This window comes from Nocardioides sp., from assembly GCF_036401255.1.
In the GTDB taxonomy this organism is placed as follows: Bacteria; Actinomycetota; Actinomycetes; order Propionibacteriales; family Nocardioidaceae; genus Nocardioides.
The window spans coordinates 1-14145 of the sequence record NZ_DASWVI010000035.1 but is presented as its reverse complement, the minus strand read 5'-3'; the positions used below and the strand labels follow the sequence as shown (position 1 = coordinate 14145).

Annotated in this window: 15 protein-coding genes and 1 tRNA gene; 6 read left to right on the top strand and 10 right to left on the bottom strand. The window is 73.7% G+C overall.

Annotated elements, in window-relative coordinates; all coding sequences use genetic code 11:
* On the top strand, window positions 1-1405 hold a 1405-nt coding region (locus VGD85_RS01645), incomplete at its 5' end, for a hypothetical protein (RefSeq protein ID WP_331061709.1).
* Between the two features lie 88 nt (window positions 1406-1493).
* Window positions 1494-1925: an SgcJ/EcaC family oxidoreductase gene (locus VGD85_RS01640; protein WP_331061708.1), complete on the top strand. Its 432-nt coding sequence runs from the start codon at window positions 1494-1496 to the stop codon at window positions 1923-1925.
* Window positions 1926-1980: 55 nt separating this feature from the next.
* Here the strand turns inward: VGD85_RS01640 and VGD85_RS01635 are convergent, their stop codons facing one another.
* The 5 genes from VGD85_RS01635 to VGD85_RS01615 form a co-directional block, all read right to left on the bottom strand.
* Window positions 1981-3369, bottom strand: a complete 1389-nt coding sequence (locus VGD85_RS01635; protein WP_331061707.1) for a vWA domain-containing protein — start codon at window positions 3367-3369, stop codon at window positions 1981-1983.
* 24 nt (window positions 3370-3393) lie between these two features.
* Complete coding sequence (locus VGD85_RS01630) at window positions 3394-4272, bottom strand: MoxR family ATPase (RefSeq protein ID WP_331061706.1); 879 nt, start codon at window positions 4270-4272, stop codon at window positions 3394-3396.
* A gap of 716 nt (window positions 4273-4988) precedes the next feature.
* On the bottom strand, window positions 4989-5753 hold the full coding sequence (locus VGD85_RS01625; RefSeq protein ID WP_331061705.1) for a crotonase/enoyl-CoA hydratase family protein: 765 nt from the start codon (window positions 5751-5753) through the stop codon (window positions 4989-4991).
* Window positions 5750-6292 carry a gamma carbonic anhydrase family protein gene (locus VGD85_RS01620; RefSeq protein ID WP_331061704.1) on the bottom strand — a complete coding sequence of 181 codons (543 nt, stop codon included), beginning with the start codon at window positions 6290-6292 and terminating at the stop codon, window positions 5750-5752. Before VGD85_RS01620 ends, VGD85_RS01625 begins: the two co-directional genes overlap by 4 nt.
* A 50-nt stretch (window positions 6293-6342) precedes the next feature.
* A complete protein-coding gene (locus VGD85_RS01615; RefSeq protein ID WP_331061703.1) occupies window positions 6343-6783 on the bottom strand; it encodes a hypothetical protein in 441 nt (146 codons plus the stop codon).
* Between the two features lie 300 nt (window positions 6784-7083).
* Between VGD85_RS01615 and VGD85_RS01610 the strand changes: the two genes are divergently transcribed.
* The 3 genes from VGD85_RS01610 (at window position 7084) to VGD85_RS01600 (ending at window position 7844) form a co-directional block, all read left to right on the top strand.
* Window positions 7084-7290, top strand: a complete 207-nt coding sequence (locus tag VGD85_RS01610; RefSeq protein WP_331061702.1) for a DUF1918 domain-containing protein — start codon at window positions 7084-7086, stop codon at window positions 7288-7290.
* Between the two features lie 112 nt (window positions 7291-7402).
* Window positions 7403-7606 carry a hypothetical protein gene (locus VGD85_RS01605; RefSeq protein ID WP_331061701.1) on the top strand — a complete coding sequence of 68 codons (204 nt, stop codon included), beginning with the start codon at window positions 7403-7405 and terminating at the stop codon, window positions 7604-7606.
* 19 nt (window positions 7607-7625) lie between these two features.
* Complete coding sequence (locus VGD85_RS01600) at window positions 7626-7844, top strand: DUF1918 domain-containing protein (RefSeq protein WP_331061700.1); 219 nt, start codon at window positions 7626-7628, stop codon at window positions 7842-7844.
* A gap of 57 nt (window positions 7845-7901) precedes the next feature.
* On the opposite strand, the gene VGD85_RS01595 is transcribed toward VGD85_RS01600, so the two are convergent.
* From VGD85_RS01595 to VGD85_RS01585, 3 genes are all read right to left on the bottom strand, one after another.
* Complete coding sequence (locus VGD85_RS01595) at window positions 7902-8171, bottom strand: DUF1876 domain-containing protein (protein ID WP_331061699.1); 270 nt, start codon at window positions 8169-8171, stop codon at window positions 7902-7904.
* 163 nt (window positions 8172-8334) lie between these two features.
* A tRNA-Ser gene (locus VGD85_RS01590) sits at window positions 8335-8424 on the bottom strand.
* A gap of 128 nt (window positions 8425-8552) precedes the next feature.
* A complete protein-coding gene (locus tag VGD85_RS01585) occupies window positions 8553-10436 on the bottom strand; it encodes a CocE/NonD family hydrolase (protein WP_331061698.1) in 1884 nt (627 codons plus the stop codon).
* A gap of 150 nt (window positions 10437-10586) precedes the next feature.
* On the opposite strand from VGD85_RS01585, the gene VGD85_RS01580 reads away from it, so the two are divergent.
* Window positions 10587-12854 (top strand): beta-glucosidase family protein, encoded by a 2268-nt coding sequence (locus VGD85_RS01580; RefSeq protein ID WP_331061697.1) that lies wholly within the window; start codon window positions 10587-10589, stop codon window positions 12852-12854.
* A 60-nt stretch (window positions 12855-12914) separates the two neighbouring features.
* Here the strand turns inward: VGD85_RS01580 and VGD85_RS01575 are convergent, their stop codons facing one another.
* Complete coding sequence (locus tag VGD85_RS01575; RefSeq protein ID WP_331061696.1) at window positions 12915-13538, bottom strand: Crp/Fnr family transcriptional regulator; 624 nt, start codon at window positions 13536-13538, stop codon at window positions 12915-12917.
* A gap of 6 nt (window positions 13539-13544) precedes the next feature.
* Window positions 13545-14132 (bottom strand): LutC/YkgG family protein, encoded by a 588-nt coding sequence (locus VGD85_RS01570; RefSeq protein WP_331061710.1) that lies wholly within the window; start codon window positions 14130-14132, stop codon window positions 13545-13547.
* Window positions 14133-14145: the final 13 nt, after the last annotated feature.

Here is a 14145-nt window from a genome sequence, read left to right as displayed (position 1 = left end):
CCTCGGGGTCACCGGCGGCTCGGCCGGCGTGGCGGCGACGTACGCCGCCGTCCGCGCGCTGGCCGACACCTACGACCGGGCCGGCGACCTGCTGCGCGGCTGGACCGCGCTGGGCGCCCGGACGATGGCCGACCCCGACCTCGCGGAGTCCGCGGTCCTCTCCCCGTTGACGTTCGCGGAGGCCGAGGCCACCGTCCTGGCCGCGACGACCGGGCCCGACGGCGTGCTGGTCGAGTCGTGCGGGTGGGAGGCCGACGCGATCGCGGTGCGCGCCGTGATCGCGGGGTTCGAGGCGACCGACGCGCTGGTGCAAGGAGCGGTCGACGAGATCGACCATGCGCTCGGCCGGACCGCCGGCTTCGCGATGGGGGCCAGCGCGCCGGTCCTGGTGCCGACCCTCCTCGCGACCCTCCCGCTGGTGCCGCCGGGGGCCTGGCGCGAGCTGGAGGACTGGCTGGTCGCGCACCCCGAGGTGGTGCAGCACGGCGTCAACGGTGGCGGCGGCCTGCTCGAAGGGCTCTGGGACGGGCTCACGCCCACCCTCCCGGGCGGCCCGCTCGGGATCCCGCTGGTCGTCCCGAGCACGGCGGCGGGGGCCGGTCTGCTCGCCCAGCTGTACGGCGACGACGGGCGTCCCGCGGTGACCCCGACCAAGCCCCCGAGGCCCATCGACGAGTCGCAGCCCACCGACCTCGAGGGCCTGGTCCGCCACCTCGACGAGGTCGCGGGGCTCTCGGGCGACCCGGACTCGCCGTACAACGGCACCATCGAGGTGCAGACGCTCGATGCGGGCACCGACGGCGTCCGCCACATCGTCTACCTGCCCGGCACCGACGACATCGCGACCTTGCCCTGGACCCAGGACGACGACATCCGCGACCTGCCCACCGACCTGCTGTCGGCGGCCGGCCAGCAGACCGGCTACCAGCAGGGCATCCTGCAGGCGATGGCCCAGGCCGGCATCGGGCCCCACGACCCGGTGCTGCTGGTCGGTCACTCGCTCGGCGGCATGGAGGCGGCCTCGATCCTGGCCCACGGCAGCGACTTCAATATCACCAACGTCGTCACCGCCGGGTCGCCCACGGCCCAGCTCGACGGGTTCCCGGCCGGCAGCCACGTGCTCTCGCTCGAGCACCACGGCGACCTGGTGCCGATGCTCGACGGGGCACCCAACCCGGACTCGGTCGAGCAGGTGACCGTGACGTTCGACGACGACCCGACCGGCATCGAGGACGCCCACGGCTACCCCCACTACGAGGCCGGCGCGCACGCCACCGACGGGTCCCGCGACCCCTCGGTGCTCGAGCAGCTCGCGAGCCTGCACGCCCACGGCTTCCTCGCCGGCGCGAGCGCGCCCGGCGCCGCGACCGAGAGCCAGGTGTTCCAGATCGTCCGGCAGCCCTGACGAGGCGGCCCCGGGACGGCGGGCGGGCGCCGGAATGCCGACCCGGGCCGTCGCGTTGACCCGGAACCGCACAGACGAGGAGGCCCTCATGACGCAACCGGTCACCGCCGCGACGTACGCCCCGGCCGATCACGACGCGGAGATCGCCGCCATCCACCAGCTGGTGGCCGAGGTGCAGCGGGTGCAGCAGCTCGAGCTCGTCGACGAGTTCGTCGCGATGTTCCGCGAGGACGCGATCTGGACCACGGCCGCCGGCAAGCGCCTGTTCGGCCGGGACGCCATCGGCGAGTTCACCGCACAGGTGCTGCCGGGCTGGACCGCCGACGGCAGCACCGCCACCTACGAGGTCGAGCACGTGCTGTTCGTCCGGCCCGACGTCGCCGCGGTGAAGGTGAGGCAGCAGTACCTCACGCCGGACGGCGCCCCCGGCACCGCCGGAGCGCCCCTGTACGTCGTCGCCAAGGAGAACGGCCGCTGGTTGCTCACCGCCAACCAGAACACGCCCGTGGCCGGCGACTGACCGATCCGGTGGCCGTGGGTCGACGGAGCTCGCCGGACCCCCCGGGCCACCACCGTCAGAGGATGTCGTGCACGAACTCCCCGAGCTGGGTGAGGTTGCGGCACTCCACCATCGGCACGACCTCGCCGTACCTCGTGGCCGCGGAGTCGCCGGTGTCCCAGTGCCGCCGGTGCTCGGGGTTGAGCCACCACGCGTGGCGCGCCGAGCCGGCGAGCCGCTTCAGCACGTCGAGCTGGAGGTCGCTGTAGTTGGAGCGGGCGTCGCCGAGGATCAGCAGGGACGACTTCGGCCCCAACGCGTCGGCATGGTTCTCCTCGAACTTCGCCAGCGCCCGGCCGTAGTTCGTGCGCCCCCACAACGCGGCGTGCGCGGTGCTCGCGGCGAGGCCGGCCATCACCTCGCCGGGGTCGGCGCCGGGCTTGAAGTGCGAGGTCACCTCGTGGACGTGGTCGATGAACGTGAACGCGCGCACCTTCTCGAACTGGTCGCGCAGGGCATAGACGAGCAGCAGCGTGAACTGCGCGAAGTTCGCGACCGACCCGCTCACGTCGCAGAGCACGACCAGCTCGGTGCGGTGCGGGCGCTTGGGCCGGTGGTGGGTGACCATCGGGACTCCGCCGGTCGACATCGACGCGCGGACGGTACGCCGGAAGTCCAGCGGTCCGCGCCGCCGGGCGTGGTGCTCCTGGGTGAGGCGGGTCGCGAGACGCCGGGCCAGCGGGTAGATCTCGTGGCGCATCTCCTCGAGGTCGGCCTTGCGGGTCGCGGTGAAGTCCAGGCGGTCGATCGCCGGTCGCACCGCGACGCTCGCGACGTGCTCGGGGCCCTTCTCCTCCGCGATCCGGCGACGCGCGTCGGCCTCCACGAGGCTCGTGAACGCCCCGATCCGGTGGCCGGCCGCCCGGGTCGCGTCGGCCTCGTCGCGTCCCTGGGCGAGCAGCGCCTGCACGATCCGGTCCACGAGGTCGGCGGGCGCCACCCGCTGCAGCGCGGTGTACGCCGACCAGGACGACAGCCCCGGCCCGCGGCCCGGCATCGACCCGAAGCGGGCGACCATCTCGGCGGCCAGCTCGATCCTCGCCTGCTCGTCGCCCTCGGTCAGCGCCTCGACCACCTGGTCACGGAAGGCAGCGAGCGCCTCGGCGTTGTCGCGCACCGCGCCGGTCTCCCCGGCCTGATCGTCCGGCCCGGGCTCCTCGGACCGGGCGGCCGCGCCGTCCCCCACCATCCGCGGGAAGTACACGTCGAACAGCGCGTCGAAGGTCGGCCGCTGTGACTGCTTCTTGACCAGCGTGGCGGCGTACCCGGCCCGCACGGTCGCGCGGTCGTCCCAGTCGAGGGCCCGCAGCGCCCGCAACGCGTCGAGATCCTCGGCGAGCGAGACCGGCATCCCGGCTCCCCGCAGGGACTCCAGGAACGCGATGTGGCGGTCGACCAGGCTCATCGTCGGGTGCTCATCGTCGGGTGCTCATCGTCGGAGCCGGAGCTCCTGGACGGCCCGGGCCTGGTCGGAGGCGTGCTTGAGGACGACGCCGAGCGTGTCGTCGACGGCCTTCTCGTCCAGTTCGCCGATCTCCAGCGCCACGAGCGTGCGCGCCCAGTCGACCGACTCGGCGATCGAGGGCGACTTCTTCAGGTCCAGCTCGCGCAGCCGGCCCACCGTGGCGACCAACTGCCCGGCGATCCGGTCGTCGAGGTCGGGGACCTGCGAGGTGACGATCTCGCGCTCCCGCTCGGCGTCGGGATAGTCCAGGTGGAGGTAGAGGCAGCGCCGCTTGACCGCCTCGGAGAGCTCGCGGGTGGCGTTCGAGGTGAGCACGACGAACGGCCGGCGTACGGCGCTGACCGTGCCCAGCTCGGGGATCGTGACCTGGAAGTCGGAGAGCACCTCGAGGAGCAGCCCCTCGACCTCGACGTCGGTCTTGTCGACCTCGTCGACGAGCAGCACCGTCGGCTCCTCGCGCCGGATCGCGGTCAGCAGCGGGCGGGTCAGCAAGAACTCGTCGGTGAAGATGTCGTCGTGGGTCTCCGACCAGCTCTGGTCGGTGCCCTGGGCGGACTGGATGCGCAGCAGCTGCTTCTTGTAGTTCCACTCGTAGAGCGCCCGCGCCTCGTCGAGACCCTCGTAGCACTGCAGCCGGACCAGCGCGGCCCCCGTCACCCGGGCCACCGCCTTGGCGAGCTCGGTCTTGCCGACCCCCGCAGGCCCCTCGACCAGCAGCGGCTTCTCGAGCGCCCCGGCGAGGTACGCCGTGATCGCGGTGGCCGGGTCGGCGAGGTAGCCGGCCGCCGCGAGGCGGTCGGCGGCGTCGGCGGGCGTGGCGAACCACGGGCTGGGCTGCGGCATGCGGCCCATCCTGACGCACGTCGGCGACGCGCGCCGACGTGGTGTGACAGAGGCGACCCGCTCCCGGCGACCCGTCACCTCAACCGGCCCTCCTCGTTGTCGAAGCGGAGAGGGACGCGTGTCTTCCGCAAGGCATGCGCGACGGCACCGCACCCGACGCACAGGAGGAGCGAACGATGCGCCATCGCCTCCCTCGCCGTGCGCGCCGTGCCCACGCCCACGCCCGTGCCCACGCCCGTGCCCACGCCCGTGCCCTCTGCACCGCGGCCAAGGCCGGCGTGCTGACCACGCTGGCGGTGCTGGCGCTCGGCGCCGGACCCGGCGCCGGCCCCGGCGCCGCCCTGGACGGGTCCCGCGCGGCGAGCCTGGACGCCGACCAGCTCTCCGCCACGCCGCCCACCGCTCTCGAGCGCCAGCTGGACCGCCACCACTGCTCGCCCACCGGCTTCGAGGACCAGCAGCCGGTCTCCGCGCTGGTCCGCTCGGCCGACGGCCGGCTCCGCTTCGTCGACTTCGAGACCGGCTGGCGTGTCTACACCCGCCACGGCGCCGCCCAGCTGGTGGCGGTGTGCCTGGACGAGGCGCCGGTGCGGGTTTCACCGGTCGGCCGGGGAAACCCGCACGCCACGCCGGTGGGCATCGGCGTGTCGTGCGGGTTCCGGCTGACAAGTGGTGCTGCTGAGGCGGCTGGGGCGGTTCCTGCACCCGGCCGGGCCCTACGACGACGCGGCCCCGTGCCGGCCCTCGCCGCCGACGAACCGGGCGGCCCCCTCGAGCGCACCGGCCGCGAGCGACACCAGGCCGTGCCGCAGCTCGCCGGCCAGCGCCTCGTCCTCGGTGAGCCCCTCCTGCTCGAGCAGCGAGAGCCGGTCCTGACGCAGGCACTCCTGGGGCAGTACGGCGAGCTCTCGGGCCAGCGCCTCCGCCTCGGCCCGGGCCCGACCGGAGGGCACCACCCGGTTGACCAGGCCGATCCGCTCGGCCTCCTCGGCCGTCACGGGCCGGCCGGTGAGGACCAGGTCCATCGCCCGGCTCGCGCCGATCAGTCGCGGCAGCCGCACGGTGCCCCCGTCGATCAGCGGCACGCCCCAGCGCCGGCAGAACACCCCGAGCACGGCGTCGTCGGCCGCGACCCGCAGGTCGCACCACAGCGCCAGCTCGAGACCGCCCGCGACGGCGTACCCCTCGATCGCGGCGATCACCGGCTTGGACAGCCGCATCCGGGTCGGACCCATCGGTCCGTCCCCGTCCGCGGTGACCTGGTTGCCGCGCTCGGTGCCGACGGCCTTGAGGTCCGCGCCCGCACAGAACGTGCCCCCGGCGCCGTGGAGCACCGCGACGCTCTGCTCCGGGTCAGCGTCGAACGCCCGGAACGCCTCGGCCAGCGCCGCCGCCGTCGGTCCGTCGACCGCGTTGCGCGCCGCGGGCCGGTCGATCACGACGGTGGTCACCGCGCCGTCGACCTCCACCCGCACGCTCACCCCGCGACCTCAGGCTCCACCTCGGCGGCCCCGGCAGCGTGCCGCTGCGCGAGCTCGCGGTAGTACGGCGGGTTCTGCTCGACCCAGAACTCCGAGGACGTCCCCTCGATCGGCTTGGTCGGCCGGGCCGGGACGCCCGCGGCGACCATGCCGCCGGGCAGCTCGGTGCCGGGCGTGACGACCGACCCGGCGGCGACCAGGGTCCGGGGACCGACGACCGCGTGGTCGAGCAGCGTCGAGCCGTTGCCGATCAAGGCCTGCTCGCCGACCTCCCGGCAGTGCACGACGCACCCGTGGCCGATCGTCGCGTCCCGGCCGATCACCAGCGTCTCCCCGGGCGCCGCGTGGAGCACCGAGTTGTCCTGCACGTTGGCACCCTCGCGCACCACGATCGTGCAGATGTCGGCGCGCAGGACCGCGCCGTACCAGACGCTCGCGCCGCGCTCCACGGTCACGTCGCCGATCAGCGTGGCCGTCGGCGCGACGAACGCCTCGGGATGGACGGTGGGGCGCTTGCCCTCGAACTCGAAGCAGACCATGCGGGCCATTCCACACCACCCGCCACACCCCGGGCGCCAGGTCGGCGCAGTCAGCGGATCCGGACCGTCACCGGCTGGGCGTGGTCGGCGAGCAGGCGCGCCCGCCCGGGACGTACGCCGGCCGGCAGGTCGACCCGCCAGCTCACCTGGCCGGCACGCCCGTCCGCGGCGGTGCCCGCGTCGGCGGTGTCGAGCAGCCAGGTGCGACCGTCCTGGCGCAGCCGCAGGCGGACGTCGTCGTACGCCGTGGGCTCGGGATCGGCGTACTCGCAGCTGTCGCACCCCGGGCCGGCCGAGCAGCTCATCGAGTCCTGGCAGCCGTCCACGAAGCCCACCCCGGCCACCGCGACGGGCACACCCCGCTCGAGCACCAGCCGTCCCGCGTCGACGACGGTCGGCCCGGCACACGACGCGGCGGCGGGCTGCTGGGGGTAGGGCGCGACGGCCAGCCCGACCAGGACGGCGAGCAGGGCGAGGTGGGGCGGGCGCATGCCGGTGGGACGAGCGGCCGGCCGCCGCGGTTCCGCCGCCGCGGCGGGACACGTGAGGCGGTGAGAGGAGCCACGCCGTATGACACGGCCAGGGTCGGGGCCGGTGCCCGGACTGACGTCCGGTTCCCGCGGTCCGATTTCCGGATTCGGCTCCTCTCACCGTGGTCACATCACAACTCCGCACAGGGCCCCGGGTGCAGGGGCAAAGGTCTCGAATCCCGGGGGCGCCCGGCCCTGCCCGCGGCGCAGGCGCCCCACCTAGCGTCTGGGGAGGACTGACCACGAAGGGGAACCCGACTGATGTACGCGATCAAGGGCGACCGGCTGCTCGTCCAGGGCAGCCACGCCGGTGCGCCGCTGCGCGACGGCGAGATCCTCGCCGTCCGGGGCGTCGAGGGCGCGCCGCCGTACCTCGTCCGCTGGACCGACGACGGCCACGTCTCCTTGACCTATCCCGGCCCGGACGCCTGGATCCAGCACTTCGTGCACGCCCCGGTCCGGGACTGACCCCTACTCGCCGCCCGCCGGGGCCAAGGTCTCGCGGTCCGCGGGCCGCACGTCCCTGCCGGGTTCCCGGTTCGGCTCGTAGCGTCGGAGCTGCACCGAGCTGGGAGGCCGGATGGACGAGGCGCTCGTCACCCTGGGGCTCCGCAAGACGTTCCGCGGCGGCCGGGTGGCCCTCCGCGGCCTCGACCTGGCCGTGCCCACCGGCTGCGTGTTCGGCCACCTGGTCCCCGACGGCGCGGGCGAGACCCCCACGACCGGCCGATTGCCGCCTGCTCGACCGGCGCCACCTCGCCGTTCCGGGCTGACAATGAGTTGAACCCAGGGAAGGAGTCACCATGCACGCGACCAAGGGCGACCACCTCGTCATCCACGGCACCCACGTCGGCGAACCGCTGCGCGACGGCGAGATCATCGACGTGCGGGGCCCCGACGGCGCACCGCCGTACGTCGTCCGCTGGGACGACACGGGCCACGAGTCGCTGACGTACCCGGGCCCCGACGCCGAGGTCCGGCACTTCGCGCACGAGCCCGCGCCGGAGTCCGGGGACGCCTGAACGCCCCCGATGCCGTCCCGGCCCCTGCGTGAGTGGCCGGGACGGCCAGGCCCCCCATCAGTGGGTCAGGTGCACCGACTCCCGGGTCACCGCGCCGATGTCGACCGCGGCGGTCTCGAGGAGCTGGTGGGCGAGGTCGGCCAGGGCACGCGCGGTCGCGAGCTCGTCGCCGATCTCGGGCACCTCGGGGTCGGCCGGGTTCAGACGCGCGATCCCCCACCCGGTGAGCCGGGTGGCCGACGGCTCCGTCGCGAGCCGCGCCTCGGCGCGGGTCTGGCCGTCGTGCTCGCCGATGAAGATCTCCACCGACCAGGTCTTGGTGTGCATGGCCCCTCCTCGGTGTCTCGTCCCTGCTCTCAGCGAGGCACCGCGTCCGCGCGCGGTCTAGGGCCCAAGGTCACGCGGCGACGGGGATGTTCCGGCCGCGAAGGAGCCTGAGATGCAGCAATGTCCCGCGACACCGGTCAACGGTGCCGCGGGACATCACCCGTGGCGGTGGCGGAGGGATTTGAACCCTCGGTGGGCTTGCACCCACAAACGCTTTCGAGGCGTTCTCCTTAGGCCGCTCGGACACGCCACCGCCGCAGAGAGTACCGGAGCCGCTCGGCGGCGGCGAAATCCGTCGGGCGTCAGCAGGGGAGCTCGGGTCGTGTGCCTGAGAACGGGCCATGGCTCGTTGTCAGGCACACGACCCGGCGGCTCGCGCCCTCAGCCCAGCCCCGGGATCGTGAGCACCGAGGGATACCGGTCCGAGGCGTGGATCGTCAGCGGCACCAGCGTGCTCGGCAGGTCCGGCGCGGTGGGGAGCAGGTGGGGTACGTCGAAGGCCTGGATCGCGATCCGGAGCCGGTGGCCGGGGGCGATCCGGGCCGCGGTCGGGAACACCTCGACGTCGACGGGCGCCACCTGGCCGGGCGCCAGCGGCTGCTTCGCGGTCCGCGTGAACGGGTGGTAGGGCTGGATGATCCGGCCGTCGAGGCGACGCGTGCGCGAGCGGTCCAGGGCGCGGTGCGAGATCACCTGCCAGCCGCCGGTGAGCCGCGAGACCGTGCCGTCGGGCGCCACGTCGGAGACCGACACCGACAGCATCCCGTCGCCGCTCGGCGAGGACGTGTAGAGCCGCGCGTTGATCGGACCGCGCAGCCGCAGCGCCGACGTGAGCGGCTCCGTCTGGAACACCACGCCCGAGGCGTCGTTGAGCGCGTTGTCCTCCCAGCAGGGCAGGCCGTCGAGCACGGTCGACGGCAGGCCGGCCATCCACTGCGCGGTCGAACGCGTGCACAGCCCGGACACCGGGACCGGCGGCACGACCGAGTCACCGGCGGTCGCCGCGCCCTGCGTGAGCCCACCGGCGCCGCCGCCCGCGGTCGCGGAGCCGGACAGCCGGAGGCTCTCGGCGTGCTGGTCGCCCATCCACTCCCGTGCGTGCGTCCAGCGACCGCTGCCCTGCTCGTAGTAGGTGATCGGCGCGATGTCGGAGTCCAGCGTCGGGTCGGGGACGCCGCGCACGTAGCGGTCGAACCACCGCAGCTGCAGCTCGCTGAGCGTGCCGTAGCCGGCCCGGTCGATGTCCGCCGCCGAGGAGCCCTCGAGGTGGTTCCACGGGCCGATGATCATCTTCACCGGCACGTCACGATGCTGGAGGTTCTCGAACAGCAGCGGGGTGCCGCGCTGGAAGATGTCGTACTCGCCGCCGACCAGGAACGTCGGCACCTGCACCCGCCCGATCACCCGCCCCGGCGACCGGTCGCGGTAGAACCTGCCGTCGTACGCCGCCTCGCCACCGGTGAGCGCGTCCAGCATCAGCGGGATCGTGAACGTCGCGGCCGCGGTGAGGTGGTCGACGAACGCGCCGAACCCGGACTGCGGGTCGGTCGCGGTGACCGCCGGCGGGATCACGCCGGCGCCGGTCACCAGGCCGAGCCACAGCGGGATGAACCCGACGTCGATCTGGCCACCGGAGGCGACCACGTCGCGGTAGACGTCGGCGGCGGGGACCTGCGGGAAGATCGCCTTGAGCCCCTTCGGGCGCGAGCCCGCGGCGAAGATCTGGCTCATCCCGAGGTACGACGGGCCGCTCATGCCCACCTTGCCGTTGCTCCACGGGCGCTTGCGCGAGTGGGCCCACTCGACGATCTCGCCGGCGTCCTTGTCCTCGCGGCGGCTGAACGCCGCCCACTGCCCCTCCGAGCTGCCGGTGCCGCGCGCGTCGACGGTGAGCTGGGCGTAGCCGCGCTGCACGAGGTAGCTCGGGCTGCCGCCGGTCAGGCCGCCGCTGAGGCCGCCGGCGGACTTGTTGTAGGCGGTGATCGTGACGATCACCGGGAACCGGCGCTTCACGGCCTGCCCGTCGGCGCGCGCGGGCAGCTCGAGGTCGCCGCGCAGGACCACGCCGTCGGACATCCGGATCGCGAGGTCCCTGCGGGTCACCGTCCCCGGGTAGACCTCCGGCCGAGGTGCCCAGGTCTCCCGCACGGCCGCAGCACCGTGGGCTCGCGGCACCACCGAGGCGATCAGCGGCGCGGGGCCCAGCAGGGCACCGGCGACCACGGCGACGGCGAGGCGACGGGAGAGGGCGCGGATCCGGGTCATGCGGGCCCAACGACCGGCCCCGGGGGTTGGTCACCCGAGCCGCCGCGACCGGGGTTGTGCCGACCGTCACATCGGTCGTTGACCGCCCGATGCCGGGTTCCTACGGTGGCGGGAAGGCAGTTCTGAAACGTTACAAGAAGGGTCGTGCCCATGCCTCTCCCGCTGCTCCGGCGACCACGCTCCGGTCGCCCCTCCGCCCGGTGGCTCGCCGTCGGCGCCACCGCCGCCCTGTTCGCCACGCTCGCCCCGGGCGGGGTCGGCACGCTGGCCTCCGCCTCGGCGGAGGACGCGACCGACTGCTCGACGGTGCCCTGGATGGACCAGACCAAGTCCGCCGACGAGCGCGCCCGGTCGCTGCTGGACGCCAGCACCCAGCACCAGCTGTACCGCTGGCTGGTCGAGCAGCCCGCCAACAGCCCGCAGCAGACCGACTTCCGGGGCGTCACCTACCCCGTTCAGATCGACTGCACGCCCACGGTGGTCTACGTCGACGGACCAGAGGGGGTGCGGGCCGGCGCCGGTGTCACGACGTACCCGGGCCAGCTCTCCCTCGCCTCGACGTGGGACACGACCCTCGCCTTCGCCAAGGGCACCCAGATGGGTGACGAGGCCTTCGGCAAGCGCAAGAACGTCATCTTGGGCCCCGGCCTCTCGGGCGGGCGGACGCCGTTCGCCGGCCGCACGTCGGAGTACTTCGGCGAGGACCCGGTGCTGAGCGGCGTCCTGGCCGGCGCGCAGGCACGGGGCATCGAGTCCAACACCGACAAGCCCGTGCTCTCCGACCTCAAGCACTACGTCGCCAACGAGCAGGAGACCGATCGGCAGACCAGCTCGTCGAACGTCGGCGAGCGGGCGTTCAAGCAGATCTACGAGCTGTCGTTCGCGATCGCCTCCGACGAGGGGTCGCCCGAGAGCGTGATGTGCTCCTACAACCAGGTCAACGGCGTCTACGCGTGCGAGAACCCGATCCTGCAGACCAGCCTGAAGGACCAGGTCGGCTTCGACGGGTACGTGATGTCCGACTTCGGCTCGGTCCACTCGACCGCGGCATCCCTGAACGCGGGCATGGACCAGGAGCTGAACCGGCCGATCTGGTTCACCCCCGACAAGCTCGACGCGGCGCTGGCCGCCGGTGAGATCACCCAGCAGCGGATCGAGGAGGCGGCGTTCCGGGTCGTGCGCTCCTACATCCGCGGCGGCCTCTTCGACCACCCGCTGCCCACCACGGCCGCCGACGACGTCTCGACGACCGCCCACAAGGCGACGGCCCGCCGGATCAGCGAGCAGGGCTCGGTGCTGCTCAAGAACAACGGCACCCTCCCGCTGCAGCCCCGCGACGGCGAGAGGATCGCCGTCATCGGCACCACGGCCGCGAAGAGCACCACCGAGGGCAAGAGCGCCACGCAGCTGTGCAGCATCCCGATCCCGTTCGGGTCGGGCAACACCATGTCGTGCGAGGACCTCGTCGCGCCCGTCGACGCCCTCACCTCGCGCGCCGCGATCGACGGCACCGACGTGGTCTACGACGCCGGCACCGACCTGGAGCAGGCCGCGGCGGTCGCCGCCGACGCCGACTACGTGGTGGTCTTCGGCTACGAGCAGAACGGTGAGTTCTCCGACCCCGCCGACCTCAGCCTCGACGGCAACGGCGACGCGCTCATCTCCGCGGTCGCGGCGGCCAACCCGCGCACGGTGGTCGTGCTGCAGACCGGCACCGCCGTCCTGATGCCCTGGCTGGATGAGGTCGCCGGCGTGCTGGAGAACTGGTACGGCGGCGAGCAGATGGGCCCGGCGATCGCCCGGCTGCTGTTCGGCGACGTGAGCCCCACCGGCAAGCTGCCGATGACGTTCCCACGCTCGGAGGACCAGGTGCCGACGTCCACGGATGCGCAGTACCCCGGTCTCGTCGACGGCTCGGTCGTGCGCCCCGACGGCAACACCTCGATCCGGCAGGTCGACTACACCGAGGGCCTCGAGGTCGGCTACCGCTGGTACCAGGCCGAGGACGAGACGCCGCTGTTCCCGTTCGGCTACGGGCTGTCCTACACCGACTACCGGTACGCCGGAGTGGCCGTCCAGGCCACGGGAGGCGCCAAGCGCCCGCACCTGACCGTGCGGTTCCGCCTCACCAACCGCGGCGAGCGGGCCGGCACCGAGCTCGCCCAGGTCTACCTCGAGCTGCCGGCGAAGGCCAAGGAGCCCTCGGCCCGCCTGATCGGGTGGAAGAAGGTCGCGTTGGCTTCCGGCCAGACCCGCACGGTGACGCTGCACCTCGACGCTCGCACCGTCGCACGCCGCCACCTGCTGCAGTACTGGAGCACCTCCGGTGACGCGTGGCGGACGCCGAGCGGGGCCTACCGGGTGCTCGTCGGTGGCTCGTCGGAGGCGACCCGGTCCGCGGGCTTCACCGTGAAGTAGCGAACCGTCGACCCCTCGGGGCGGTGCCGGTGCGACCCATCGGCGCCGCCCCGCGTGGTGTCACGGGTGCTGGAGGACCCGCTCGATCTCGACCCGGTCGTGCAGCACGACCCAGCCGGGCCCCGCGGTGAGCCAGCCACGACGCGCCATCGCCGAGAGCGCCCGGTTGACCGTCGCCCGGTCGGCACCGGCGATGCGGGCCAGCTCGGTCTGGCTCAACCCGTGGTGGAGGATCGCGCCGGACGCCTCCTTGGCGCCGAGCTCGGCGGCCAGACGGAGCAGCACCCGCCCGACGCGGGCCGTGGCGTTCTCCGTGGAGCGCCTCTCCAGCAGATCGATCTCGCCGCGGACCCTCCGCATCACCCGCCTGAGGAGGGCCGTGGACTCGGCGTCCGCGAAGTCCTCCCGCATCGGCGGTCGGACCCAGACCCGCAGGGTCGCCTCGCAGAGGGTCCGGGCGGTGGCGGCGTACGTCCGCTCACCGAGCAGCGCCGCCTCGCCGACGACGTCCCCGGACGTGGCCAGCCACAGTCGCGCCCGGCCGGACCGGGTCTGCTCACCGCAGACCACGGCACCGGACTCGACGAGGTAGCTGGCCCGCGCGGGATCCGTCATCGAGAACAGCACCGACCGGGCCGGGACGGTGGTCAGTGGTCCGGTGTGGGTCGCGGGCGAGAGCGACATCGCCGCTCACCCGACGAGCAGGACGACGAGCGTCCGGGGACCGTGCACACCCTCGACCCGGTCGAGCTCGATGTCGCTGGTGGCCGACGGTCCGCTGATCCAGGTCAGCGGGCGGCCCGGGTCGAGCAGCGGCAGCGCGTCCGGCACGTCGCGCACCACCTGCTCGGCCCGCACGATGCACACGTGCCGGTCCGGGACCAGCGAGATCGCCCGGCGACCCTGCCCGGGGCCGTGGTCGAGCACGATCGTGCCGGTCTCGGCGATGCCGAGCCGGGCTTCGGTGACGACCGCGTCGAAGCCGTCCAGCTCGGCCGCGCTGACACCGTCGTCGACGGTGGCGCCGGGGACCTTGACGCCGAGGCCGGGCGGTACGACGACGCGCGCGCCGTCCGGCAGAGCGGCGACGACCCGGCTCGACAGGTCGGGGCCGGAGCAGCGCTCGACCACCGCGCGGTAGTCCGCAACCCGCTCTGCGAACAGCGCGACGACGTCCGCCACCGGCCCGGACCGGGGGGCGGCCGGGACGTCGTCCCCCGCCGCCACGCCCGCGAGCGCGGCGCGCACGCGGGACAGGATCGCGTCACGCGCGCTCATCGCGCCCCCCGTC

Bases quoted from the DNA above. Each gene is read 5' to 3' on its own strand.
- VGD85_RS01615 (WP_331061703.1), bottom strand. From the start codon at position 6,783: ATGCGCCCGCCCCACCTCGCCCTGCTCGCCGTCCTGGTCGGGCTGGCC.
- VGD85_RS01640 (WP_331061708.1), top strand. From the start codon at position 1,494: ATGACGCAACCGGTCACCGCCGCGACGTACGCCCCGGCCGATCACGAC.
- VGD85_RS01605 (WP_331061701.1), top strand. From the start codon at position 7,403: ATGGACGAGGCGCTCGTCACCCTGGGGCTCCGCAAGACGTTCCGCGGC.
- VGD85_RS01620 (WP_331061704.1), bottom strand. From the start codon at position 6,292: ATGGTCTGCTTCGAGTTCGAGGGCAAGCGCCCCACCGTCCATCCCGAG.
- VGD85_RS01585 (WP_331061698.1), bottom strand. From the start codon at position 10,436: ATGACCCGGATCCGCGCCCTCTCCCGTCGCCTCGCCGTCGCCGTGGTC.
- VGD85_RS01635 (WP_331061707.1), bottom strand. From the start codon at position 3,369: ATGAGCCTGGTCGACCGCCACATCGCGTTCCTGGAGTCCCTGCGGGGA.
- VGD85_RS01630 (WP_331061706.1), bottom strand. From the start codon at position 4,272: ATGCCGCAGCCCAGCCCGTGGTTCGCCACGCCCGCCGACGCCGCCGAC.
- VGD85_RS01610 (WP_331061702.1), top strand. From the start codon at position 7,084: ATGTACGCGATCAAGGGCGACCGGCTGCTCGTCCAGGGCAGCCACGCC.
- VGD85_RS01575 (WP_331061696.1), bottom strand. From the start codon at position 13,538: ATGTCGCTCTCGCCCGCGACCCACACCGGACCACTGACCACCGTCCCG.
- VGD85_RS01570 (WP_331061710.1), bottom strand. From the start codon at position 14,132: ATGAGCGCGCGTGACGCGATCCTGTCCCGCGTGCGCGCCGCGCTCGCG.
- VGD85_RS01595 (WP_331061699.1), bottom strand. From the start codon at position 8,171: ATGCACACCAAGACCTGGTCGGTGGAGATCTTCATCGGCGAGCACGAC.
- VGD85_RS01600 (WP_331061700.1), top strand. From the start codon at position 7,626: ATGCACGCGACCAAGGGCGACCACCTCGTCATCCACGGCACCCACGTC.
- VGD85_RS01580 (WP_331061697.1), top strand. From the start codon at position 10,587: ATGCCTCTCCCGCTGCTCCGGCGACCACGCTCCGGTCGCCCCTCCGCC.